Source organism: Peribacillus sp. YIM B13477 (assembly GCF_042787955.1).
GTDB classification, from domain to species: Bacteria; Bacillota; Bacilli; order Bacillales; family DSM-1321; genus Peribacillus; species Peribacillus frigoritolerans.
Map to the genome: position 1 here is coordinate 1 of NZ_JBHZPD010000003.1, position 24,237 is coordinate 24,237.

The window sequence follows — 24,237 nt, forward strand, 5'->3', positions numbered from 1 at the left end:
TGCCAAGCCTCCTCGACGCAAGCGTCTGTGGGGTCTCGGCTAGCCAGTTTTTCGGCAGGAGTGTCGCAAATTTCTTCAATCCAGAGAGTTTTCATCCTATAAAACAGTAAAAATACGTGAAAGATAACCAAGTTTCGTTTGAAAAATGTGGTAAAAAAACCCTTACTAAAATCATGAGAGGGATCGGGATGAGACCATTCCTAAATAAAAAACTGTGTCCTCCAACAATGGAGAGTGAAACTCAGGCTAATTTCTGGTTTTGACTCTGACCGGGCCCGGGCGATTCCCATAAAGTTGAGCCTAGTACCTCAATTAAAATTCCTTTCATGCTGAAGGAGCCATTCCTTTCTCCACAAGCCACCCGCATAACCAGTTAATTTCCCATTTGAACCTATTATTCGATGACAAGGAATCACGATGCTTAACTTATTTCTGCCGTTAGCGCTCCCTACTGCCCTAATGGCTTTTTCATTACCGATTGAAACGGCGATGTCTTTATAGGAACCCGTGTTAGCGTACAGGATTCCCGTTAATACGTTCCAAACGTTTTTTTGGAAGATGGTCCCTTCAAGTGTATAAGGAAATGTAAATTCCCTGCGTTCACCTTTGAAATACTCATCAAGCTGACTAAAGCACTCCGCCAAAACCTGAGGCGTGTGCTCTTGCATAATATTTATCTTTATATCCCTTTCAGCGAACATTATGGAACTGATGGCATCATTCGTTCCTGATATCTCGATAACTCCAATCGGTGATTCATAATCTAGTTTATATAATTCACTCATATAAGGACCTCCATTTCTGTATATGTGGCTTACACTCGATTCTTAAGATTCATGTTGCGATATTCACTTGGAGTACAATTTTTCAAACGGCGAAATACTTTATAAAAGTTTGAAGGGCTTTGGAAACCGACTTCAAGGCAAATCTCAAGATTCGTTCGACTTGTGCTTGTTAGAAGGTATGAAGCTTTATCCACTCTGATTTTTTCCAAATAGGAACGGGGAGTTTCTAATGTTTCCTTTTTGAATAGCCGCTCCAGATAATAGGAACTTACACCGACATGATTGGCAATATCCTTTAATTCCACTTTTTGATTATACTGATTGACCAAGAAAGCGATGATATCTCTTACAAGTCCCATCTTCGGGGAATCATCAACTTCCGGTTGGCATCTTTTGCAAGCACGGAAACCGGCCTTTTCGACTTCATCGATGTCATGATAGAATTTCACATTTATTTTTTTCGGCTTCCTTGACCTACATGAAGGGCGGCAGTATATTTTAGTTGTCTTTACTGCGGTAAAGAATAATCCGTCATATTTAGGGTCGCAAGCAATGATTTTCTCCCACATTTCTTCAAAAGAAAGATTTATAGCAACAGCCATTATACTCCGCATCCTTTCAGGTTTTTTTTCCCATATAAATGTGAGGTGTCACTTAGCTCTACTATTCGTGCTGTATCTCGTTCTAGCAATTCAATGGCTTTATCGAACAGGGCATTCCCGAAACTGAGGCGTTTTACGCCTAATTCTTCAAGCTCCTTACCATTCGTCAATCCAGGCAAAGATAATACATTAAGGGGAGCACCTATATTCAAAGTGATTTCTTTTATTTCATCATGGTTCGTTAATCCAGGGATGAATATTCCGCTGGCACCACTTTCCACATACGCCTTTGCCCGCTCTGCCGTTTCCGGGAAAGGATTTTCTTTTTGAAAATAAGTATCTGTTCTGGCATTGATGTAAAAACCTTCATACCCATTATAATCCAACGCTTCCCTTATTTTTAATAGCAGGCTGCAGTGTTGATATATATCTCTAAGACCTTTTTGTTTTTTTAATGAATCCTCAATATTGATCCCGGCTACACCGGCGTCTGCCGTCCTTAACACATTATCGACAATCTTGTCTGCGGTTTCACCATAGCCTGCTTCAATGTCCGCGGTGACGGGAATTTTCACATTATCCGCAATTAGTTTAATGATACCTAAATGTCTTTCAAAATCAATCAATTCGCCATCAGAATACCCCAGGGAGTTGGCAATTCCCCAGCTTGTCGTTCCAATCGCCTTGAATCCTGATTTCTCGAGAATCAAGGCCGATAATAGATCCCAGGCATTCCCCAATATTAACAGGTCCTTCGAAAAGTGTAATTCATTGAATTCCTTAATATTAGTCATTATAGATGCTCCTAAAATTCATTTGTCCCTATTCTAACAATCACCCAGCTCCAAATCGTCCTCATTCTTGCTCTTATGGTCCATTTCAAATAATGATTGTCCTGGATTCCCGTGACAAATAAAAAAAATGCCCTTTCATACCAGGGCATTTCAGTTTGTATACAAAAGGGTTCTATCTAAAGTTATTACAAAGTTGTTTGGAGCGGGTGTGCGAGACTCCTGCGGGAATAGCGAGTCCAAGGGAGACCCCACAGGCGCAAGTGCGCCGAGGGCGGACCGCCCGCGGAAAGCGAGTGCCCTACGTTCCAATCAACGTCTAAATTTGTACAAGCAAAAAAACTGAAGACAAATTCGATTTTCTTCGAGTTTGTCTTCAGTCTGAACTGCCCTTTCATTCCGGGGCATTTTCATGATCCAATTGATTAATTTACGAAAAGATATAACTTCCTATGATATTCCTCAAATGCCTGCTGGTCCTTTTCCGTGTAGTCCATCCACTTCACTTTCTTGCATCTTTCCTCTAATCTCTCATTCAGTTCATCTTCTATTTCATTCATGAAACGGATGATTTCCCCATAGGGCATATTGAAATGACGGGCTGCAAGCCTGGGCGGGGAATGCTTTACCAGCAATCTCATGAATTGATCGACCGTGTCCGCCTTCGATGCAAGATAATCTTCTTCGTTCACGATGAATTCATACACTTGTTTTTTGACGCCAGAAAGTCTGGTTACTTCGTCGCGCAATAAAAACTCCATTAATCTATCGTTCATATGGCTCTACCTCGAATTGGTTTATATTTAAATCCTCTTGGATATGTATGAAAAGTCTATACTGCCCGATACCTCATTATGACATCGTAACGGCAAGCCATCAAGCAATTCCTCCATCAACACATAAAGCGTAATAATTACGATTTATGGGCCGTTTTAAGTAAAATAACATGCATATGCTTTAAAAGTCAACGTTTGTATCGTGTGCATAGTAAGCATTCTTTATTGGCAAAATATGAGCATGAACAAATGGAACAACTCTTTATTAATTTTGTATAGGCAATGAGAATAATTTTGTTAAAATTTGATATAATAAATGTAATATTTAGTCAATTAGTATCTTTTCCTAGAATTTGCTTTTGCAAAGGGGTAGAATGAAGCTAATGACATCTTATTTTTTCTAATGTTTCCGAGGAGTTATAGGGTGGGTATAGCAAGTACATAGTGACAGCTGGAATGCTGTCCGACATATCGGTTGTTTTCATTTGTTCAAAATAACAATGAAAAGAATAAGGAGTGATTTTTTGAAACCTTCAACAAATCGCATGTTAACCCGTATTAAATCCGTTTATATGTTCATTAGCAATAACGGTACGGTTTCTACTCAAGAGCTTGTAGAAGAATTTGGCATCACTCCTCGAACTGTGCAGCGCGATTTAAATGTCTTAGCATACAATGACCTTGTTCAAAGCCCAAGCCGAGGCCTTTGGACGACAACAAGTAAAAAGGTGAAGATGTCATCGTAAAAAGAACGACCACCCGAACAAGATCGATATGTAAAATACTTTGAGGCGGACAATATTATCCGCCTCATTTTTTGTGTCCAGCTATCATTCAGCCGGTTGGCCCGCCTTTAACTGTTCAAGCTCCTCCGCCGTCAACTCACGGTATTCACCAAGTTCGAGTTCCTCATCAAGCTGTAAACTCCCCATGGAAAGACGCTTTAGGTAGACGACACGTTTGCCAACGGCCTCAAACATCCGCTTCACCTGATGGAACTTCCCTTCCATGATCGTTAGCTCGATATCCGATGTCAGGCCTGATTTTAAAATGTTCAATTCTCCTGGTTTTGTTTCGTATCCATCATCCAAGGTCACTCCGTTGCGGAATGCCTCGATATCCCGTTCCGTTACTTCGCCATCAATGACCGCAAAATATGTTTTAGGGACATGTTTCTTTGGGGAAAGCAGTTGGTGGGCAAGCTTTCCGTCATTCGTGATCAGCAATAAACCTTCTGTGTCCTTATCAAGACGGCCTACAGGAAATGGCTCGAATACCGAATCTTCCGGCTCCAAGATGTCGATGACCGTTTCTTGGTAGTTATCTTCCGTTGCCGACAATACGCCCGGCGGTTTATTCATCATTAAATAAATGAATTCCCTGTATTCAACCCGTTCACCATGAACCGTCACGTTTTCCGTATCAGGGTCCACTTGTTCCTTCGGATCCTTAATCAGCCTTTCATTAACCTTGACGGCGCCGGATTTCAGGAGCTTTTTCACTTCTTTCCTGCTGCCATAACCAATATTGGATAAAATCTTATCTATTCTCATCGTTTCCTCCTAAAGCCTTTTTCAGTAAAAAGCCTTGCCCACTTTAATGACAGGCAAGGCCAATATATTTTAATCGGGGATTCACCATTCAATACCCTTTTTTTTACACATCAAACTTCCAGCTTACAATCCTAATTTAGCTTTTAACCGATCGATCCGGGCACCGAACAAACGATGGGCAAGTTTGCTTTTCAAGGAAAGAGCCGCATAAATGAGCGCTCCAAAAATTGCACAAACGGCCACGATCAAAATCGCCTGGAAGCGCCCTTCCGATGTAAGCCATAGCGATAGTAAACTGTTCATGCCCCAGGCAGCCAGTCCCATTATTATTGAAAAAACTGTGATTAAAACAGATCTCCTGATGGTAAGGCTGTAACGATATCCAGTAAAGTAGGTAATGACATACAAATTCAGCAGCACGGCAGCCAAGTAGCCGAATGCCGTAGCGTAAACGGATCCTTCCGTTTCAAACAACTTGATCAATGGGATATTCAAGCTCAATTTGATTAAAAAGCCCACAAGCAGGCTGAGCACTGTATATTTTTGCTGATTGATCCCTTGTAATACAGCTGCCGAAACGGAGAAAAGTGCAAACAAGATGGAAACGGGCGCATATGCCTTCAGGACACTGATTCCAAGTGGATCATGGCTGTAAAAGGCACTATAGATTGGATCGGCCAGCACAGACATGCCAACGACTGCTGGAATCGTAATGAACAACAAAATTTGAAAGGCTTGGTTCAGCTGGCGGTTGAACTCATTTGAATCCTCGCTTACATATGCCTTCGTCACCGAAGGAAGAAGCGCCATCGAAAACCCGGTTGCAAGCGTCATCGGAATCAAGACAAGCTTCTGGGCATACACATTCAACACCCCTAGTGCATCCTCAGCAACATGCTGCAGCCCGATCGACGACATCGCCTTATTGAAAGACAATAAGTCAGCCAACTGAAACATTGGCATCGCGATTCCGACGAATATGAAAGGAATCGACGAAAGGAATATTTCTTTATAAATCTCCTTCAGGGAAATTTCCATCGTTCCCCTGTCTTTCTTCATCAAGCTGTCCAAATATGGTTTTTGTTTTTTCCAATACCAAAATAACACCACTAAACCGCCGACAGCCCCGACCGTCGCCGCGAAGGTAGCTATTTGGATGGCTCTCACTAACTCTCCGTCAAGGACATTCAAAACAACATACACACCTGCCAGAAGGAACACGATGCGGACAATTTGTTCGACAACCTGGGAAATGGCCGTTGGTTCCATCGCTTCATGCCCTTGAAAGAAGCCGCGGATGATGCTCATGAAAGGTACAAAAATCAAGGCGAAGCTGACTGCCCTAATGATCTCCGTGACATCCGCGGCATCTTCCGGCTTGACCCCAAAGACTCCAGTAAACAGCGGGGCCATCGTATAGAGAATCAAAAAAGCGAGAAAACCGGTGATTACCATTAATTTCAGGCTCGATTTAAATAACTTCTCACCGACTGCGTATTCCTCGAGCGCATTATACTTCGAGATGAATTTAGATACTGCAAGCGGCATGCCTGCCGTTGCAAAGCTAATGAAAATGGTATATGGAACGTACCCATATTGATAGAGGGTAGCCCCTTTATTCCCAACCATATGTTCAAATGGGATGACATAAAATAAACCAAGAACCTTGGAAATGATCGCTCCCAGCGTTAATATAAAAGCCCCTTTTAAAAACTTAGATGACATCTAATCCCTTCCTGCCTCTGTCAGTTACGTTTCACACGCTCTTTATCTTATCATATTAAAGTATTTTTTCTATAGAAAACTACATTCAAGTTTATCGTTTTCGAAGATAATACACAAACAAATAATTCCTTTTTTTCTACATTCGCAATCTGACGGGCTCTTGCTATATAATGAAGGGACTGAAAATGATAAAGTGGTGATCAATTTGAAATATGATGTAGTGGTAATTGGCGGCGGTCCTTCCGGATTGATGGCAGCAATAGCAGCCGGGGAAAAAGGTGCCCATGTATTGTTAGTGGATAAAGGCGAGAAGCTTGGAAGGAAACTTGCAATCTCGGGCGGCGGACGCTGCAACGTGACGAACAGGCTCTCAATCGATGAAATCATTCAGCATATCCCTGGAAACGGGCGATTTCTATACAGTGCTTTCTCAGAGTTCAATAATGAGGACATTATTCAATTCTTTGAAAAATTGGGCGTCGCTCTAAAAGAAGAGGACCATGGCCGGATGTTTCCTGTCAATGATAAAGCGCAAAGCGTCGTGGATGCCCTTCTGACGCGCCTGTCGAATTTAAAAGTAACGGTCTACAAGAACTCTCCAGTTGCGGAAGTTCTCTATGAACATGGAAAAACCAGCGGTGTCCGGTTAAAAGATGGCCAGACCATTGACACGGATGCAGTCGTGATTGCAGTCGGCGGGAAATCAGTTCCCCACACCGGTTCAACCGGAGACGGCTACGCATGGGCTAAAAAGGCAGGGCATACGATTACCGAATTGTTCCCGACTGAAGTTCCCGTACTTAGCCATGAAACATTCATTAAAGATCGAACACTTCAAGGGCTCGCACTTCGCGATGTTTCATTGAGTGTCCTTAACCCAAAGGGCAAGGCCCTGATTACACATAGAATGGATATGCTCTTCACCCATTTTGGCGTCTCCGGTCCAGCTGTTCTAAGATGCAGCCAATTCGTCGTGAAAGCGATGAAGAAATGGAACCTGTCGGAAGTGACCATGAAACTCGATGCCCTGCCGGACCGAAACAAGGAAGAGGTTTTTCAAGACATCATGAAGGAAATAAAAGCCGAACCGAAAAAAGCCATTAAAAACACCTTAAAAGGTTTAGTTCCTGAACGATACCTTCACTTCCTGCTTGAGCGAAGCGGCATCGACCTTCAAGAGCAAGGGGCGACGATATCAAATGAAAAAATCCGCCGCTTTGCAGAATTATGCAAGGACTTCCAATTCGGGGTGCACGGCACCCAGCCGCTAGAAAAAGCCTTCGTAACGGGCGGCGGCGTATCCGTCAAAGAAATACATCCAAAAGAAATGGCATCCAAACTAATGGACGGACTGTATTTCTGCGGTGAAATTCTGGATATACACGGATACACAGGCGGTTACAATATCACATCGGCATTAGTAACCGGCAGGCTCGCCGGCATGAATGCTGCCATGTCTGCCCGTTCATAATCCGTAAAAGAGGCTGATCCGCTTGGATCAGCCTCTTTTACTGCGATTTCGCAAGCCTATACATCGTGTTCGTTAGGCTTTGATTCTGGTGTAGGTGCTCTTGTTTTGGCCTTCACTGTACTTTTTCGACCAAACCCGCGCCCGCCACTACTAGTCCGGCTATGCGTTTAAAATATTTCTGGATGATAGCGATATGCTTCGAGGTCAATGGTATTCCGGCCCGTGAACGTGATGCCTTCACTCTCGAGCATCGCCTTCTGGTGTTCTGCAGCGCCCTCCGCTTTTATGCCGATTTCACCTTTGGCATTGATCACCCGGTGCCATGGAAGGTCATGTTTTTTACTGCTAGAATGAAGGATCCTTACGACCTGCCTTGCACCGCGCGGACTTCCGGCGAGCTGTCCAATTTGACCATATGTCATCACTTTACCGGAGGGGATTCGTTGTATGATTTGAATGACCCGTTCAGTAAAACTTTCCAAATACCTCCCCCCCCCTTTATTCTATCCGTTTGCTAAAATCGTGATTTTTTCATCGGTAATCAGGATTCCATGATGTTTGATCAAGTTTGTTTTAAGCTCGGCAGGCACTCTGCAGTCATCGTATGCACATACAGAAATCAATCCTCTTTCCTTGATCAATTTGTCGATCCCTTTTTCATATTCGCCTATCGCAAAGATGACTTGATCGTCATGGCCCCATTCAACATGGCCCCAAGTCCGGACGTGCTGATTGCGTTTAGTGTATGCATCGATATTTTCCAAGAAATAATCAACCATCGTCGAAGGATGGAAGTCTCCATGAAAACAATAAAAATCAAAATTATTCATAAGATGCACTTGCTCCAATTGCTCCTCATTTAAATGAAGCTGCAATTTCTTGTACACGAAAGGAAAGATGCGGTCGTTTTCGACGACCAGGATATGGTCTCCTTGTTGAACACCGGTAATGATGAAAGTTGCCTCATTTTCAATGTATGACTCCAATTCATTAAAACAGTATAAAATATGGCCACCATCCGACTGCTGTATATTTTCTATTAATTGTTTCATTTTATTGTCCAAAATGAATCTCTCCTTTAATACACCAGTCCGTACTATGTATTATGTATAACTTTACCCATTATCTCCGTGTTTGTAAAATTCATAGAAGAATATAATCAGTTTTTCCCAATGACATGTTAAGATCTGGAATTTAGTTGAGTCGAATTATGGCTGCCTTCAGTCCACTCTTAAAAAGACCCAGGCAGCCCAATCCGGCAGACTCCGTACTTCATGCATTTTCCCTTCACTCTTAAATCACGGGATAGTACGGCACATAGCGCGGGTTATAATAATATGGCGGTCTTGGTCCAATAATCGGCAATTCAAAGGTATTTGGGTTGGAGTCATATAACAACTCCACCTTTTCATCCGATTGTTCGACCAATAACCACTTCACTTCTTCGCTATAATAATATGGCATATAGAGGCCTCCAAAAACTTTTTTCTACCCTTCAGCATATTCGAGCCGCACGGCAACGAGCCCGTCCCGATATATGTTCTTCATGCACGGCATATGCCTGATCATCATAAAGTAATCCGACTAAATTCTTTATTAGGAGGACCCCTCATGGCAGAAGATAATAAAAAGAAATCATCCGGTAAAAGCTATCCCATGCATCCGAATTATGGGAAGATCACCCGTTATCAAGACGTACCCATAACGGTTCCGGAGCAACGTCAATTTCGCCAACCCGGTGTAGAAAAATTAATGGTGCCCAGGCCCATCATCGAAAATCCCAATTATAGGGGCTGCGGGAAATTAACAGGTAAAGTCGCATTGATAACTGGCGGAGACAGTGGGATTGGCGCTGCGGCTGCCATCGCTTTTGCTAAAGAAGGGGCAGATGTTTCCATCGCTTATTTGGATGAACATGAGGATGCCAATCGGACTAAAACGAGAATTGAAGAGCTTGGGCAACGTTGCTTACTGCTGCCTGGGGACTTAAGGGATAAGCAGCAATGCATCGATATCGTGGAAGACACCATCGAAACATTTGGAAAGCTCGATATTCTTTGTAACCACGTGGGCATTCAATTTCAGCAATTAAGCTTGCTTGATATTACGGATGAGCAATTCGATGATACCTTTAAAGTGAATATCTATTCCCACTTCTACACGACGCGTGCTGCCCTTCCCCATTTAAAAGCTGGGTCCTCCATCATTAATACATCTTCTGTCGTGACGTTTAATGGGAATAAGCAATTAATTGATTATACGGCGACTAAAGGGGCCAACATTGGTTTTACCCGTGCCTTGGCAAACAGTCTTGTCGATCAAGGCATCCGGGTGAACGCCATTGCGCCCGGAAGGTTTTGGACCCCTCTCATCCCGGCAAGTTTCTCGGCAGACGAAGTGACACAAGTCGATAATCCGATGGAGCGTCAAGGCCAGCCATTTGAACTGGCTCCCACCTTTGTCTATCTCGCCTCTGATGATTCCCGTTTTGTGACAGGACAAACACTTCATGTCAATGGCGGGGAAGCGACATCGTCTTAATTTCCACAACGAACATGCCCCCTTCCCAGGAAGTCAAGACGGAAAAAAGACTACCTTTGATTGCCTGTCAGCAAGCAATAGGTAGTCCATTATTGATTATAGGGCCAGCCGGCCTTTATTTTTTTTTATAGATGATCATCGCACTGAAACAATAGATCTGTTCCTCTTCCTCTTCACCTGTAGTGGCGACATTATATTTAATATCGACGATTTGATTATCACGAATGTCTTCCAGGAAAAAGTTCATTTCATCCTCTAAATCCTTTTCATGCTCATAATCAAATAATTTCACTTGTATCATCGGCTCTCCCCGCCCTTTTACTATAATGATAGTTATTGTGCAGGATGCCCTTTTCACTTGATTTTTATACTTGATTTGTTTGAAAAGCGGATAATATTTTAACCACTTCATCCCCGACTTCCTCTGTAGAAGCTGCCCCGCCCATATCAGGAGTCAGCACCTTTTTATCGACCAGAGCCTGTTCAATCACGTCCAACACTTTCGCACCCCAAACCTCATGTCCAAAGAAATCGAGAATCTGACTGGCGGACCATATGGCCGCAAGTGGATTGGCGATGCCTTGATGTGCTATATCCGGTGCTGAACCATGAATCGGTTCGAACATCGAAGGATAAATCCGTTCCGGGTTTAAATTGGCACCGGCCGCCAGTCCCATCCCGCCTGCAATGGCAGCACCTAAATCCGTTATGATGTCACCGAACAAATTGGAGGTGACAACGATTTGAAACCGTTCGGGCTGTTTGACAAAATACATGCTTGCCGCATCGACCAGATAGGAATTCGTTTCTACTTCCGGATACTCCTGTCCAATTTCTTCAAAAACCTGATCCCAAAAAACCATTGAATAATTCAATGCGTTCGCCTTGCTTATGCTCGTTAGCGTCCTTCCCGTCTTGCGCGCCAGTTCATAAGCATAACGGATGATCCTCTCGGTTCCCTTTCGTGAAAAGACCCCCGTCTGCAGGACGACTTCTTCCGGCTTGCCTTTAAAAAGCCAATCACCTGCACCGGAATATTCCCCTTCACTGTTTTCACGAATGACAACCATATCGATTTGGTCACGAGTCACGTCTTTTAATGGACAGGGTGCACCTTGAAGCAATTTAACGGGTCGAATATTCACATATTGGTCAAATCCCTTTCTGATCTTCAGCAGAAGTTCACGTAAGGAAATATGGTCCGGGACACCAGGATAACCGACAGCCCCCAGATACACGGCGTCAAACTTCATCAGTTGTTCCAATCCATCGTCGGGCAGCATTTTGCCGTGCTCAAGGTAATATTCACATCCCCATGGAAAATAGGTGAACTGGAAAGAAAAATCACCGGCAATGGCCGCCACTTCTTTAAGGACCTTTACACCCTCATTAATCACCTCAGGGCCAATTCCATCACCCGCAATGACCGCAATTTTATGAACATTCATTTTTCAACTCTCCTTTTTCTATATTTTCTGACTTTGGCACCCTAATTTTAACATATAACGTTTGAATCCCCGTAAGTAAGGTTCATATAGAAAAAAGAGTCCTTTCATGATGAAAGGACTCTTTGTTTTCACGCCTTCAAATATGCACGTCTTTCCGCATATTCACGATATTGTGAACAAACCATGATCTTTTTTCTTTCTTCATTCAAATAAGCCGTCACATTCTTGGATTACGCTTACAAAAGTAACAGGTCTATTTGAAGAACTTCACTTAACGATGACTTCGCCGTCCCATTCAAGCATTCCGCCAACCATGTTTGCCACTTTATATCCTTGTTCCTGAAGATAATGGCATACATTTTCACTGCGGCGTCCTGAACGGCAGATAAAGATATATTCTTTTTCTTTATCAAAATAGTCAAGGTTCGCCGGGATATCATTCATGCGAATATGTTTCGCGCCTTCGATCATTCCCTCTTGCACTTCTTCGTCTTCACGAACATCGACAAGTTCCATCGCTTCTCCTGCCTCAAGCTTAGCTTCCACTTCTTCCGTTGTAATGATTTTGATTTCTTCCATAATTAGCACCTCGAATTATCGTTTGATTTATCTTTTTCATTATAGCAAAATTTCCAGTCAAACATCACGTAATGGATTCGCGAATGCAAATCCCCTCATGCACTGAATGAAAAAACGCCGGCGAATATAATATTCGCCGGCGTTTTAAAAATCGGTATCAATGCTTGAATCCCAGTTGATATTGTTTAGGGATCTCCGTTTTTATATTCAAAGCTTTGGATGCTTCAAGTGCCCAATAAGGGTTTCGCAGCATTCCTCTGCCGACAGCGACCAAATCGGCTTCTTCATTGCCAATGATTGAATTTGCTAGAATCGGATCATCTAAACGACCTACAGCAATCACCGGAATATCCAAAGCTTTTTTGATTTCCCTGGCCAACGGAGTTTGATAGCTGGCATGGGTACCAGGTCTTCCGCCTGCTCCAATCGGGCCTTCTCCTCCAGAGCTTACATGGAACATATCGACGCCTGCTTCTTTAAAGACTTGTGAAAATGCAATGCTTTCTTCAATACCATATCCGCCTTCAACGTATTCTTTTGCAGAAATGCGCATGATTAAAGGCATGTCGGCAGGCATTTCGCTTTTCACTGCTTTAATGACTTCCACTCCGAATTTAGTCAGGTCTCTTCCATATTCGTCATCACGTTTATTCGTAAGCGGTGATGTGAATTGGTGGATTAAATACCCGTGTGCACCATGTAATTCGATTACGTCAAATCCTGCTTGAACTGCCCTTCTGGCCGATGCCCGGAATTTATCGACCATTTCCTTTACTTCTTCCGTTTCTAAAGCTCTTGGTGTTTTGTACGTTTCATCAAACGCAATGGCTGAGGGTGCCACCGGCGGTTCCGCATCCTCCGCTTTACGGCCTGCATGGGCAATTTGTATCCCGATTTTTGCACCGTATTGATGAACTTCCTTAACGATGTTGGAGAAAGCACCAATTTGATCGTCGGACCATAATCCAAGATCGCGATTAGAAATGCGCCCATCAGGCTCCACATCGGTCATTTCCACTATTATTAACCCCGTGCCTCCAACTGCCCTGCTTACATAATGTTGCTGGTGCCAGTTCGTTGGTATACCATCTTCGGCTTCGACGGAGTATTGGCACATCGGCGGCATGACGATCCTATTTTTAAGTTCAAGTTCTTTTATGCGATAAGGTGAAAATAAATCATTCATCATTCTTCATCTCCTTTTTATATAATGCATGCACATGCATTTATATCATCCCAGTAATACTGTGTCAACTAATCGGATTCCCGAAGCTTTCAGTGTAAATTCCGGTGCGAAATTCATAAAAAAAGAGAAAGACGGATATCCCGTCCCCTGACTGTGGACAAACTGGAATAAATTAAGATTGCCTACATTTTTATAAAGGGAGTGTAATATGAATGTTGATTTTCACTCCAGGCACTCGCTTTCCGCGGGCGGTCCGGGAGCCTCCTCGGCGCAAGCGCCTGCGGGGTCTCCCTTTGACCCGCTTTTCCCGCAGGAGTCTCGCACCTTACATTCCAATCAACTTTGTGTTAAAAGATAGGTCCTTTTTAGTCTATATACTCAGAAGGATATCCCGTCCCTCTCCTTCCTATAATTAAAAGTCGAAATTATCAGGATCTGGCCCAACACGGTGATTCTGATTCAATCCATCAATTTGGTTCATTTCCTCTTCAGTCAATTCGAAATCGAATACAGTTGAGTTTTCGACAATACGATGTTCTTTAGTTGATTTCGGAATCGTTACAATCCCATTTTGTAAATCCCAGCGTAAAATGACTTGTGCAACAGATTTGCCATGCTTGGTTGCAATAGCTTGTAAAACTTCATTATCAAGAAGTTCACCTTGCATCAAAGGAGACCATGCTTCAAGTTGTATTCCTTGTTCCATACAGAATGCCTGAACTTCTTTTTGAGTTAAACGCGGATGGCATTCCACTTGATTGACCATCGGCTTCACTTCTGCATCTTCCATTAAATCTTTTAGGTGGTGAATCTGGAAATTGCTCACACCGATCGCTTTCACTTTTCCTTCTTTATATAGAGTTTCCAACGCTCTCCAAGCTTCTTTATATTTTCCTTCCACTGGCCAATGGATAAGATATAAATCCAGGTACTCCAAGCCAAGTTTCTGTAAGCTTGTTTCGTAAGCTGCAATTGTCGATTCATAGCCTAAATCGGCATTCCAGACTTTTGATGTTACGAATAAGTCTTCCCTTGAGATTCCAGCTTCTTTTAAGCCCTCACGAATCCCTTGTCCGACCCCTTCTTCATTTTCATAAATGGCAGCCGTATCGATGCTGCGATAACCATGTTTAATGGCCACTTTAACTGCATTTACCAGCTCCGGTCCTTCTTCCACCTTAAATACGCCCAATCCGAACCAAGGCATTTTGACGCCGTTATGCAATGTAGTTGTATCTTGTAAGTTTTTCACCATAATACTCTACCTCCAAATGATTGTTTTTATAGATTGTAATGCGCTATTAGTATCAGTATCATTACATCCCTTCAGGGAACCTTCCATCATTCACTGAAGGGATGCAATGATACTTTTCATTGATACCCTATACGCATAGCATACTTTTTCTAAGATGCACCACTTTTTTAACCCTATGCTATTTTGTCCGTTCCCTTGGTACGGTCTTTACTTTCCAGGGCCCGGCTCCATCCTGTTAAAATCACTGCTGCAAACACCATGACTCCACCTATCCACGCTGTATGGATCAATCCGATCGAATCCGTTATCACCCCTCCTAAGTAGGCACCAATGGCGATACCCGCATTGAAGGCGGCAATATTGATGGCTGACGCCACGTCCACTGCACTCGGCACGAAACGCTCCGCTAACATGACGACATACACTTGAAGCCCCGGAACATTCATGAATGCAAACAATCCCATTAAAATGATCGTAATTAAACCAGCTACCTTGAACGGTGCCGTGAAAGTTAACACCACAAGTACAATGGCCTGAATAAGAAACATATAGAATAGGGCATTAATAGGATTGCGATTGGCGAATTTCCCGCCAAGGGTATTTCCTATCGCTATGGCCACTCCATATATTAACAAAATCAAGGCCACGGTTCCTTCTTTAAACCCTGTCACTTCCTGAAGTAATGGCGACAGGTACGTGAAGACAACGAATGTACCGCCATACCCTAACGCTGTAATGATGAATACTAGCAGCAAACGCCCATTCGTCACCAATTTGATTTGGTCACGGAAAGTGGTCCGTGCCGCTTTTCTTAAATCTGATGGGACTAGGATGCCGTTTCCGATGAAAGCGATCAAGCCGATTGCCACAATGATGATGAAAGCGAATCTCCAGCCGAATTGCTGACCGATGAATGTTCCAAAAGGAACTCCGGTCACCGTTGCCACCGTCAGACCTGTAAACATGATGGCGATGGCACTCGCCCTGCGGTTTTCAGGGACCAAATCAGCGGCAATCGTAGCGCCGATTGACATGAAGATACCATGTGCAAGCGCTGAAATGACACGTGCGATCAATAATACACCGACCGTGGTCGCAGAAGCCGCTAATGCATTTCCGATAATGAACACGACCATTATCCAAAGCAATAAAGTCTTTCGCGACATATTCGATGTCAGTGATGTCAGGATAGGTGCCCCGAACATGACCCCCAAAGCGTATAAGGACACCGTCAGTCCCGCCGTCGTCACTGTAATGTGTAAATCCTTAGAAATGAGTGGTAATAATCCCACGCTGATGAACTCAGTTGTTCCAATCGCAAAGGCACTGATCGCTAAAGCCAGCAATGCCCATGTACTTCTATTTTTATTTGAAATCATATCCTCTTCTCCTTCTTGTCATTTTGTACTATCATTGAAATTGCCTGAGCAACTTTTTTTATAAATGGTACAGTGGAATTCGGTGTGCAAATGTTATTATGAGATATAATACAAATAAAAAACAGTACGTACTTTAAAGTGATATAGGCACCTTTTAGTACCTATAAAATAAGGAGAGTATGCAAATCATGCAAAAAAAGAAATACAATATATCCGTAGAAGCGACACTTGAAGTAATGGGCGGAAAATGGAAATGCGTGATCCTCTGCCATCTGACCCACGGGAAAAAGCGGACTAGTGAATTGAAGCGCCTTATGCCGAACATCACTCAAAAAATGTTGACCCAACAGTTGAGGGAGTTGGAAAAGGACGAAGTCATCAACCGGATCGTTTACAACCAAGTCCCTCCAAAAGTGGAATATGAATTAAGTGAGTATGGACAAAGCCTGGAAAGTATCCTATCCGCACTATGTACATGGGGGGAAAACCACATAACAAGGGTGTATGGTGATAAGTTTTCCGTTCTCGAGGAAAGTGTCTTGAATGATCAGTTAAAGTAATCCCAAATGAAAAAGATTAGCGCAATGGCTAATCTTTTTTTGTTTATAAAGACTTAACTAATGGCTCTTTTCGTAAAGATTGTTGTTTTTAAAACGAAACTATTTAAGGTTGATTGGAGCGGAAGTGCGAGACTCCTGCGGGAGCAACGGGACAGGTGAGACCCCACAGGCGTTTACGCCGAGGAGGCTCCCCACCCGCCCCGCGGAAAGCGAGCATCTGGAGGGGAAATCAACCACAACTCACTACCTGGTAAATAGCAACAAAGTATGTGAAAACAGCCTAACTAATAATGAAAACTTCACCTTCGAAAGAGCTACCTGTTTTATTCCCATCTTTATTTTTGGTATAATATGTAAAACTAAATATTTAAATTTTTTATTTTGTAATCGACGAAGTATAATGGGGAAACCAGGGAGTGACATATGAAAGTCTTATTAGAATTGTTACGCATCATATTAATATTCGGGATAGCCGGAACAATCATTTCGGCCATTGTAAACGGCATATATATAAACATGGGAGTGACTCAGTATGGCTGGCTAGGCTCGATTGCGATACTGCTTTTATTATTCGTCTGGTATAGAAATAAACTTCAGTTCAGTGGCTGGTATTCGGGAAAAGGGAAGGAAAAGCTTCCAAAAATGGTCTCGCAAATACTCATTTTGTGTTCACTATTTTTGTTAGGTGTCCCACCTGTTTTAAGTATGCTGCAGATGGTCTTTCATTAATCGGGATTCTATATCCTGGATAGAGCAGGAGTGAACGATTTGCGTAAATTGTTTAATATTGTGGTCCTCATACTCCTACTCTCTGGATTATGGTATGGATATGGTAAAGATATTCAGGAATCTGGATTCAAAGCGGGGGTTAGTGCCTTTGCATCAGATGTTCGTTCATTTATATACGGGCCCGAGGTTACGACAGCCTTGGAAAAACTGAGTACTGGAGTCAGCAGCCTGATTGGCTCGCTGACGGAAACATTGGATACCGCTTCTGAAAAAGAATCTCAGGAAACGGAAAAAGTGAAAAAACCGGCACTGGAAGCACCTGCTGATGCATCCTTTTCAGTCCGTAATATCGAAATTGGCGACACGAAGGATGATGTAGAAAAAATGGCTGGTAAAGCTAAGCGGAATACGCGGAATGAATATGGCGTGGACTGGTTTGCCTATCACGAAAATTATCAAAACTTCTTCATGGTTGCCTACGATAACAACAATAAAGTTGTTGGTTTATATACGAACCAAGATTTGATTTCCTCAAAGGAAGGCATTAAACGCGGTACACCCAAAAAAACCGTGACGGGGAAAATGGCGGAGCCAGTAACAAAACTGCTTAAAGGAAACGTCTATTACCAGATTCGAAGTGACGGCGGCGAATACGATATGTTCGAAATGGAAAATAGCTATGTGACCATTTTTTATGACAAACATGAGAAAAATACAGTCACGGCAATCCAAATCATCGACGCCAAACTCGAAAAGCAAAAGAGCGGCTATTTTGCAGAAGCCGGCCCCGGATTAAAGAAGGGCTTTGAATATCAATTATTCGATTTGACCAATGCATCACGGGTCAATCATGATCTCTCCGTGCTAACATGGGATAAACGAGTGAAGGTCACTGCCCAGGATCATAGTGCAGATATGGCCGTGAATCAATACTTCAACCATACAAACCTTGAAGGGGAATCCCCTTTTGACCGGATGGAAGATGACAAAATCAAGTTCCGAATGGCGGGGGAAAACCTGGCTGCCGGTCAGAATAGCAGTATCTTTGCCCATGAAGGCCTAATGAATTCCATTGGACACAGGGAAAACAAATTACAGAAAGATTTTGAATCCCTCGGTGTCGGAGTTGCCTTCGATGAAGAAAATAAACCATATTATACAGAGAACTATTTGACGAAATAAGAAAAAGCTGTGCATGGAAAATCCTGCACAGCTTTTTTCAGATGCCCGTTTTAAATCACCAAACGAATAATCCAACGACCATGGCACTTAACAGGGAAACAGCCATCCCGCTAACCAACAGCTTCCAAACATTCCTTCCGATAATGTTCGATTTCTCATCATTGAGGATGGAATTGAATGTTCCGTAGATCATGCCCACTGTACTGAAGTTGGCAAATGACGTCAAATAAGTGACAGCCACGGCTACTGTATGCGGAGGCAGTGTACTGACTTTATCCTTTAAATCGAGCAAGGCAACGAACTCATTCGTGGCAAGCTTGATTCCCATCAATTGAGCGACATACATGGCATCATGTCCAGTTAATCCTAGCAGGAATGCAAATGGACTAAAAATGACAGAGAAAATCTTTTGAATGGTCAATCCATCCACGAAGAAGCCGAAAATGCCGTTTACGCTAGCCGTCAACGCCACATAGCCGATAACCATTGCCATGATGACGAAGACCATTTTGGCCCCAACCAACATACTGTTGGAAATGGTGGAAAAGAAATCTTTACGTTCCTCTTTAGAAGGTACATAAACGACATCTTCTTCTTTACTGACATCGACGGGATTCAGCATATTAGCTATCAGCAAGGCATTTAAGCAGTTCAAAGGTATCGCTACAAAAACATAGGTTGCCGGTACCATGGACAGGTAGGCTCCAATGATTGAACCGCTGATGCTGCTCATGCTCATGATTCCAAATGTCAAAAGACGCTGATCCTTAATCGCACTGAGTTGAAGGCGGAGTACGGCAAGTGCCTCCGTATTTCCAAGGAACATCATTTGAATCGAAAAGAAACTCTCAAGTTTCGGCAAACCGGATACTTTTGAAATGAGCCATCCCACTTTATCAATGATCCACGTAAGTATACCGAAATACGATAAAACATCAAAAAACGTGATAATGAAGATAATCGGCATCAATGCGCTGAAAAAGAAGTCCACTTGTTCATTTGCCATAAGCGAAGGAAAGACAAAAGAAATCCCTTCATTCGCACATTCAATCAACCAGGTAAAGAATGAAGCGATCAGATTGATGACCCACGCCCCTATTTTTGTCGATAACATGAACCATGTGATAAGCAATTCAAGAACCAGCAAGGTAAGAATGGCTTTCCACTTAACGTTCCTTTTATTAGGTGAACAAAGGTAAACGATGCCCATTACAACTAAAACACCTAATATATTCAATAAGAAAAGCATGTTTTCATCCCCTTTAGCTATATCATTTCCCATTCGTTTTTTTTATATAAAAAGCCCTCACCTTTTTACACCTTCAGCCGCAGCAAGAAAGTGTGAAAAAGTAAGAGCTTTCATCGAAGCATGTTTTTTAGGATCAAGCTTTTTTCAAGCGAACCAACATTAACCTGTTCATCTCTTCTATTTTCATACTTCCTTGTAGTCCGGCATTACGGCTGCCAGGTAGAAACTATCAGACCATTGTCACTGATATTATACAAGGATATTTTTTAAATAAATTTCTCAGGAAAGATATCATTTTAAATCAGTTTATTTTTAATTACAATACGTTTTAAAGTTGTTATATTAATATAAATTTTTCGAAAACAGTCAATAAAGTCTCCGAAGGGCCAATGTTGGGTAATACTTATGAAGGAGCCGGCTAAAACTATAATCGGCCCCCTCTAAAGAGGCCCATTACTTCTCCTTTATTGGAAATTAGGACGTGAATTTTTGTGGATTTTTTTAATAGCCAGGAAACTCTTACTGCAATCCAGTGGATCTTAAGAGCCATTATTTCCTACTTTTTTTTGCTTCTATCGGTTAAATTGATGGGGCAACGGTCCATTTCGCAATTAAGATTACTTGATTTCATAATGGCTTTAATTATTGGAAACATTCTTGCCCACCCTTTATCTGATGAACACTTAGGTTTGAAGGGCTCCATGATAACAACCAGTGTATTGATCATTTTATATATAATGAGTGTGTTTGCGGGACTTAAGTGGGGAAAACTCCGAAGGTTTTTTGACTCAGATCCCTTTCCGCTTATCGAAAATGGACAGATCATTTACAAAAGTTTAACAAGGGCCAGAATCTCCATCGATATTTTATTATCGGAATTAAGAAAAGAAAAAGTCGAAGATATTCAAAAAGTATCCCTCGCGCTATGGGAACCGGGCGGTACCATTTCATTGTTTTTAGATCCCCAATATGAAGCAGTAACCCCAGCAGATATGCACCTGTCAACAAATGCCTTCACTTTTCCTAAAACGATTATTAAAGAGGGAAAGATTGATTCTAAAGAATTGAACCGGGGCGGTAAAGACGAAGCATGGCTGAAAAACAGAATCAAAATAACATATAATGCCGACGTGAACGATATCTTATTGGCAACTCTTGATAATAACGATACCTTAAAGGTCTTTTTCTACAAATAGATTTGCAGCCAAAATAAAATCCCCTTTAAGTTACGTGTAAAGCCTACTTACGACTGTAGGCTTTACACGTTCAACTTAAAGGAGATCAAATATATCCTTATTACTCCGACCAATTCAGTGTATTCAAGAACTTATACACATCTTCATACACCTGTTCACGTTCCTTGCCCAATGTGATAATATGGCCAGACTTTTCATACCAAATCAAGTGTTTATGCTGTGTATCGACTTCATTGAAAATCGCTGTAGCACTCTCCGTATAGTCGGGATCATCCAAACGCCCTTGCAGAACAAGAGTTGGAGATGTGATTAAATCTAAATTTTCACCTGTCTCATTTATAATGTTCAACACATCTTTTAGTTGAGGCATTGGCTCTTCTTCAAGCAACTTCACTTCTGCAGCAATTTGGTCTGCATCTTTGCCCTCAAACTTCTTATACGCCTGTGCATAATTGAGCAAGCGGTTCTTTTGTCGATCGATACTTTTTCCTTGCGTCGGAGCGCACATTGAAACTACCCCTTTTACAGGCAATTCAATTCCCACTTTTAATGAGAACACTCCCCCTAAAGAAATTCCTACAACTGCAATTTCCTCATAGCCTTCTTCTTTTAGGAAATTATAGCCATTAACTACATCTCCCCACCATTCCTTTGGACCAGTTTTAGCAAGTTCCTCGGCTGATACTCCGTGCCCACTATAAAGAGGTCCGTGGCAAGTATAGTCGAGATCATTTAAGTACTTCCCTAATTTCTTCATATCTCCTGTACTTCCGGTAAACCCGTGAAGCAGAAGAACTGCTCTCTTTCCACCTATATATGTGAATGACTCAGGTGCTTTCACTTTCATCTATCTAGGACCTTCTTTCTTTGCTCTTGTTGATAAATAGAATCTAAATGATTTTCGAAAAAAAATCAATTAATACCCCTTGAGTAGTGATTCTTCTATCCTATTCCGTATTTTCATTAAAACAATTAAATCATATATATAGTATCCTTACCACACTCTTCACAACTCATCCGTTCCGAAGCACATTTTACTATGATTAAATTTATTTAGCAATCGTCATTTAACCATTTTTTTTAAGAAAAGTAAAATGCACCTTGTGATACGATGTACAACGTATTACACTTTAAAATGAAAAGGAGGAGATTTTATATGGATAAAGAATTAATGAAGGGAAGCATTGACCTCCTTTTGCTTTCACTTCTATCGCAAAAAAAGCTTTACGGCTATGAAATAACGAAAATCCTGAAGCAAATGAGCAAGGGCAACTATGAAATAAGTGAAGGCACCCTCTACCCTGCCCTTAAACGATTAGAAAAAAAAGAATTCATAAATGGACATTGGAAAGAGTCCGAATCAGGCCGCAGGAAATATTATCATGTCACCGAAAATGGACAAACCGAACTTGAGCGGAAACGCGAATGCTTTTTCTTCCTGGAAAAATTAGTTCGAAAAAGCTCAGAGCAATTCTAAACCAAATAAAAAGCAATCTGTACTTAATGAAACGGCCCAGAAGCTTTTTTTGCTGTTTTACTCGCTAATTCATGCAGCACTCGTGATTTCGCACGTTTACTCGTGAGTTTCGCACTTTTACTCGTGAGTTTCCCACTTTTACTCGTGAATTCGCACTGTTTACTCGTGAGTCACTTCAATCACGCAAAAAAAGGACCAAATCAGGTCCTTTTTTTGTCTATTCCTTTATGCTTGCGATAATTGGTGCAGGAGAGCTTCATGCATTCCCCTTGTACATGCGGGCCATATTTTTCACGAAAGGCTTCGAGGCAATAGCATTTTTCTTCTTCTTTTTTGGTTCCATCCATCGAGTGCATCCCTCCTAGCATTTAACTGGAGACTACACGTTTCTCCAGTTCTACGTTGATTCGTCCCAACAATATGGCACCAATGGACTGAATGATCGTTTTAACGATGATTTGGCCGATGACCGCAGCGGGTACTGCTTCCCATGGCAATATATCGGCAACCAGAGGACTTAGGCCAATCACGACAAATATCACCGAATCGAAAAATCCTCCAACGATCCCACTGTAAAACACCCTCCAACTCATCGGGAGCTTTAAACGGGTATAAATTTCCGTATCCGCTGTTTCTGCGACCACGAAGGATAATGTGGAAGCAAACACAATCAGTAACGTATCTCCTAATAAAAATGATACACATGCAGATAAAATAAGTGCAGTGACGATGCATATATAGGTCTTCGCGCGGCCGAATTTATTCTGGACCAGATCTCGGAAGATGAAGGTTCCCCCGATGAGCAATGTCCCCATCGGGATGATGAACATGCCAAAATGTAATGGCGCAAAAGCTGCTGTAACCACATTCGCCGTGATGATGGATACTAAATACAATAAAATTCTTAACATTTCTTAATTCTCCTTATACAGAAAAAACAGCACCCTAAGAAAGAGCCCTGTTCTCCTTAGTTTTTTTGAGAGGGTAGCTAGAACCTCTTCCGCCCGGGCGGATTATCATTTTCCTTATTCATCGTAGCTTGAAAGCGGTTGGAAATCAAGAAGTTTCCATACCGTCGATTTTAGTATGTATTCGCTGATACCGATTGATTTAGCCATTTATTTCAATGGCCCTGTTTCCCCCTTTGCCGATTTCTGTCGCTTAAAACTGCTTGACCGGCTGTATATAAAAGCCGAAAATCAAAGATAGAGTCATGTACCTTATTTGGCGAGGAGAAAAAGAATGATGAAAAAAACTACGTTTGTCTATCCTATTTATATCGCAACCACACCAGAGAAACTTTGGGAAGCCTTGACGAGTGGTGAAGTCACGGAGAAATACCACTTCGGATTACAAGTAAAGTCTGACTGGCAAGAAGGGTCCGCCGTTAAATATTTGCTGGATGATGGGCGGATTACCGATCATGGGCATGTACTTAAATGCGAGCCGTTGCACCTGCTCTCGTTTACATGGATCATGGCAGGAGACGAAACACCTCGCGAGCAGCCTACACGGGTCACTTTTGAATTACAGAAGATGGACGATTCGACTGTGAAGTTAATTCTTAGGCTCGAGGAGCTATTGGAGACGGATTTCATATATGATGACAATACCTTTGAAGGCTTGAATAATGGATGGCCAGCCCTTTTAAGTAACCTGAAGAGCTTGCTTGAAACTGGACGGACCCTGCCGCCCATATCAGTAGACTGGGATAATGGAAAACAATAAAAACAAATCGAAAGAGAGTTGAGTT

At 42.2% G+C, this 24,237-nt stretch carries 28 protein-coding genes and 2 riboswitches; of the genes, 9 read left to right on the forward strand and 19 right to left on the reverse strand.

What is annotated here, in order from left to right; genetic code table 11:
- Window positions 1-308: 308 nt before the first annotated feature.
- The 4 genes from ACFX4H_RS11655 to ACFX4H_RS11670 all read right to left on the reverse strand — a co-directional run bounded on the left by ACFX4H_RS11655 (window position 309) and on the right by ACFX4H_RS11670 (window position 2,954).
- Window positions 309-785, reverse strand: coding sequence for a methylated-DNA--[protein]-cysteine S-methyltransferase (locus ACFX4H_RS11655; protein ID WP_377435323.1), 477 nt, complete (start codon window positions 783-785; stop codon window positions 309-311).
- 29 nt (window positions 786-814) lie between these two features.
- Window positions 815-1,387 (reverse strand): bifunctional transcriptional activator/DNA repair enzyme AdaA, encoded by a 573-nt coding sequence (locus tag ACFX4H_RS11660; RefSeq protein WP_063575436.1) that lies wholly within the window; start codon window positions 1,385-1,387, stop codon window positions 815-817.
- Complete coding sequence (locus tag ACFX4H_RS11665) at window positions 1,387-2,181, reverse strand: isocitrate lyase/PEP mutase family protein (protein ID WP_377435325.1); 795 nt, start codon at window positions 2,179-2,181, stop codon at window positions 1,387-1,389. Before ACFX4H_RS11665 ends, ACFX4H_RS11660 begins: the two co-directional genes overlap by 1 nt.
- Window positions 2,182-2,603: 422 nt before the next feature.
- Window positions 2,604-2,954, reverse strand: a complete 351-nt coding sequence (locus ACFX4H_RS11670) for a hypothetical protein (protein ID WP_034309343.1) — start codon at window positions 2,952-2,954, stop codon at window positions 2,604-2,606.
- A gap of 524 nt (window positions 2,955-3,478) precedes the next feature.
- On the opposite strand from ACFX4H_RS11670, the gene ACFX4H_RS11675 reads away from it, so the two are divergent.
- A complete protein-coding gene (locus ACFX4H_RS11675) occupies window positions 3,479-3,700 on the forward strand; it encodes a DeoR family transcriptional regulator (protein WP_034309346.1) in 222 nt (73 codons plus the stop codon).
- An 84-nt stretch (window positions 3,701-3,784) separates the two neighbouring features.
- On the opposite strand, the gene ACFX4H_RS11680 is transcribed toward ACFX4H_RS11675, so the two are convergent.
- Together ACFX4H_RS11680 and ACFX4H_RS11685 are read right to left on the reverse strand one after the other, a co-directional pair.
- Complete coding sequence (locus ACFX4H_RS11680; RefSeq protein WP_034309348.1) at window positions 3,785-4,507, reverse strand: pseudouridine synthase; 723 nt, start codon at window positions 4,505-4,507, stop codon at window positions 3,785-3,787.
- 123 nt (window positions 4,508-4,630) lie between these two features.
- On the reverse strand, window positions 4,631-6,232 hold the full coding sequence (locus ACFX4H_RS11685; RefSeq protein ID WP_241634956.1) for a putative polysaccharide biosynthesis protein: 1,602 nt from the start codon (window positions 6,230-6,232) through the stop codon (window positions 4,631-4,633).
- Between the two features lie 205 nt (window positions 6,233-6,437).
- Here ACFX4H_RS11685 and ACFX4H_RS11690 point away from each other — a divergent pair, with 205 nt between their 5' ends.
- Window positions 6,438-7,703, forward strand: coding sequence for a BaiN/RdsA family NAD(P)/FAD-dependent oxidoreductase (locus tag ACFX4H_RS11690; protein ID WP_377435328.1), 1,266 nt, complete (start codon window positions 6,438-6,440; stop codon window positions 7,701-7,703).
- Window positions 7,704-7,870: 167 nt separating this feature from the next.
- Here ACFX4H_RS11690 and ACFX4H_RS11695 read toward each other — a convergent pair whose 3' ends face one another.
- The 3 genes from ACFX4H_RS11695 to ACFX4H_RS11705 form a co-directional block, all read right to left on the reverse strand.
- Complete coding sequence (locus ACFX4H_RS11695; protein WP_053537337.1) at window positions 7,871-8,125, reverse strand: MGMT family protein; 255 nt, start codon at window positions 8,123-8,125, stop codon at window positions 7,871-7,873.
- 81 nt (window positions 8,126-8,206) lie between these two features.
- Window positions 8,207-8,767: an MEDS domain-containing protein gene (locus tag ACFX4H_RS11700; RefSeq protein ID WP_377435330.1), complete on the reverse strand. Its 561-nt coding sequence runs from the start codon at window positions 8,765-8,767 to the stop codon at window positions 8,207-8,209.
- A 229-nt stretch (window positions 8,768-8,996) separates the two neighbouring features.
- Window positions 8,997-9,167 carry a hypothetical protein gene (locus ACFX4H_RS11705; RefSeq protein WP_241634961.1) on the reverse strand — a complete coding sequence of 57 codons (171 nt, stop codon included), beginning with the start codon at window positions 9,165-9,167 and terminating at the stop codon, window positions 8,997-8,999.
- 147 nt (window positions 9,168-9,314) lie between these two features.
- Here ACFX4H_RS11705 and ACFX4H_RS11710 point away from each other — a divergent pair, with 147 nt between their 5' ends.
- On the forward strand, window positions 9,315-10,244 hold the full coding sequence (locus ACFX4H_RS11710; RefSeq protein ID WP_249597351.1) for an SDR family oxidoreductase: 930 nt from the start codon (window positions 9,315-9,317) through the stop codon (window positions 10,242-10,244).
- 115 nt (window positions 10,245-10,359) lie between these two features.
- On the opposite strand, the gene ACFX4H_RS11715 is transcribed toward ACFX4H_RS11710, so the two are convergent.
- The 6 genes from ACFX4H_RS11715 to ACFX4H_RS11740 form a co-directional block, all read right to left on the reverse strand.
- The gene (locus ACFX4H_RS11715) at window positions 10,360-10,545 is read right to left on the reverse strand and encodes a sporulation protein Cse60 (protein WP_048682016.1); all 186 of its coding nucleotides are present in this window, start codon (window positions 10,543-10,545) and stop codon (window positions 10,360-10,362) included.
- A gap of 64 nt (window positions 10,546-10,609) precedes the next feature.
- A complete protein-coding gene (locus tag ACFX4H_RS11720; protein ID WP_241634965.1) occupies window positions 10,610-11,692 on the reverse strand; it encodes a tartrate dehydrogenase in 1,083 nt (360 codons plus the stop codon).
- 267 nt (window positions 11,693-11,959) lie between these two features.
- On the reverse strand, window positions 11,960-12,271 hold the full coding sequence (locus tag ACFX4H_RS11725) for a rhodanese-like domain-containing protein (RefSeq protein WP_034309364.1): 312 nt from the start codon (window positions 12,269-12,271) through the stop codon (window positions 11,960-11,962).
- A 157-nt stretch (window positions 12,272-12,428) separates the two neighbouring features.
- Entirely contained in the window at window positions 12,429-13,457 is a 1,029-nt protein-coding gene (locus ACFX4H_RS11730; RefSeq protein ID WP_063592488.1) for an NADH:flavin oxidoreductase/NADH oxidase, read from the reverse strand.
- A gap of 412 nt (window positions 13,458-13,869) precedes the next feature.
- Complete coding sequence (locus ACFX4H_RS11735; protein ID WP_328138116.1) at window positions 13,870-14,712, reverse strand: aldo/keto reductase; 843 nt, start codon at window positions 14,710-14,712, stop codon at window positions 13,870-13,872.
- A 173-nt stretch (window positions 14,713-14,885) separates the two neighbouring features.
- Window positions 14,886-16,091: an MFS transporter gene (locus tag ACFX4H_RS11740; protein WP_034309369.1), complete on the reverse strand. Its 1,206-nt coding sequence runs from the start codon at window positions 16,089-16,091 to the stop codon at window positions 14,886-14,888.
- A 188-nt stretch (window positions 16,092-16,279) separates the two neighbouring features.
- On the opposite strand from ACFX4H_RS11740, the gene ACFX4H_RS11745 reads away from it, so the two are divergent.
- The 3 genes from ACFX4H_RS11745 (at window position 16,280) to ACFX4H_RS11755 (ending at window position 18,562) form a co-directional block, all read left to right on the forward strand.
- Entirely contained in the window at window positions 16,280-16,651 is a 372-nt protein-coding gene (locus ACFX4H_RS11745) for a winged helix-turn-helix transcriptional regulator (protein WP_034309370.1), read from the forward strand.
- A 423-nt stretch (window positions 16,652-17,074) separates the two neighbouring features.
- Window positions 17,075-17,380 carry a hypothetical protein gene (locus ACFX4H_RS11750; RefSeq protein WP_241634968.1) on the forward strand — a complete coding sequence of 102 codons (306 nt, stop codon included), beginning with the start codon at window positions 17,075-17,077 and terminating at the stop codon, window positions 17,378-17,380.
- Between the two features lie 30 nt (window positions 17,381-17,410).
- On the forward strand, window positions 17,411-18,562 hold the full coding sequence (locus tag ACFX4H_RS11755) for a CAP domain-containing protein (RefSeq protein ID WP_377435333.1): 1,152 nt from the start codon (window positions 17,411-17,413) through the stop codon (window positions 18,560-18,562).
- Window positions 18,563-18,617: 55 nt separating this feature from the next.
- On the opposite strand, the gene ACFX4H_RS11760 is transcribed toward ACFX4H_RS11755, so the two are convergent.
- Window positions 18,618-19,811 carry a nucleoside transporter C-terminal domain-containing protein gene (locus ACFX4H_RS11760; RefSeq protein WP_053537338.1) on the reverse strand — a complete coding sequence of 398 codons (1,194 nt, stop codon included), beginning with the start codon at window positions 19,809-19,811 and terminating at the stop codon, window positions 18,618-18,620.
- 176 nt (window positions 19,812-19,987) lie between these two features.
- Window positions 19,988-20,088: riboswitch (purine riboswitch) on the reverse strand.
- Window positions 20,089-20,302: 214 nt separating this feature from the next.
- Here ACFX4H_RS11760 and ACFX4H_RS11765 point away from each other — a divergent pair.
- The gene (locus ACFX4H_RS11765; RefSeq protein ID WP_377435335.1) at window positions 20,303-21,007 is read left to right on the forward strand and encodes a DUF421 domain-containing protein; all 705 of its coding nucleotides are present in this window, start codon (window positions 20,303-20,305) and stop codon (window positions 21,005-21,007) included.
- 100 nt (window positions 21,008-21,107) lie between these two features.
- On the opposite strand, the gene ACFX4H_RS11770 is transcribed toward ACFX4H_RS11765, so the two are convergent.
- Window positions 21,108-21,854 carry an alpha/beta hydrolase gene (locus ACFX4H_RS11770; protein ID WP_034309382.1) on the reverse strand — a complete coding sequence of 249 codons (747 nt, stop codon included), beginning with the start codon at window positions 21,852-21,854 and terminating at the stop codon, window positions 21,108-21,110.
- Between the two features lie 309 nt (window positions 21,855-22,163).
- Between ACFX4H_RS11770 and ACFX4H_RS11775 the strand changes: the two genes are divergently transcribed.
- Window positions 22,164-22,484 (forward strand): PadR family transcriptional regulator, encoded by a 321-nt coding sequence (locus ACFX4H_RS11775; RefSeq protein ID WP_328129429.1) that lies wholly within the window; start codon window positions 22,164-22,166, stop codon window positions 22,482-22,484.
- A 200-nt stretch (window positions 22,485-22,684) separates the two neighbouring features.
- Here the strand turns inward: ACFX4H_RS11775 and ACFX4H_RS11780 are convergent, their stop codons facing one another.
- Window positions 22,685-22,831, reverse strand: coding sequence for a hypothetical protein (locus ACFX4H_RS11780; RefSeq protein WP_377435337.1), 147 nt, complete (start codon window positions 22,829-22,831; stop codon window positions 22,685-22,687).
- A gap of 21 nt (window positions 22,832-22,852) precedes the next feature.
- Window positions 22,853-23,395 carry a VUT family protein gene (locus ACFX4H_RS11785; RefSeq protein ID WP_377435339.1) on the reverse strand — a complete coding sequence of 181 codons (543 nt, stop codon included), beginning with the start codon at window positions 23,393-23,395 and terminating at the stop codon, window positions 22,853-22,855.
- 50 nt (window positions 23,396-23,445) lie between these two features.
- A riboswitch (PreQ1 riboswitch) is annotated at window positions 23,446-23,488 on the reverse strand.
- Window positions 23,489-23,726: 238 nt separating this feature from the next.
- On the opposite strand from ACFX4H_RS11785, the gene ACFX4H_RS11790 reads away from it, so the two are divergent.
- The gene (locus tag ACFX4H_RS11790) at window positions 23,727-24,212 is read left to right on the forward strand and encodes an SRPBCC domain-containing protein (RefSeq protein WP_377435341.1); all 486 of its coding nucleotides are present in this window, start codon (window positions 23,727-23,729) and stop codon (window positions 24,210-24,212) included.
- The last annotated feature ends 25 nt before the right edge of the window (window positions 24,213-24,237 follow it).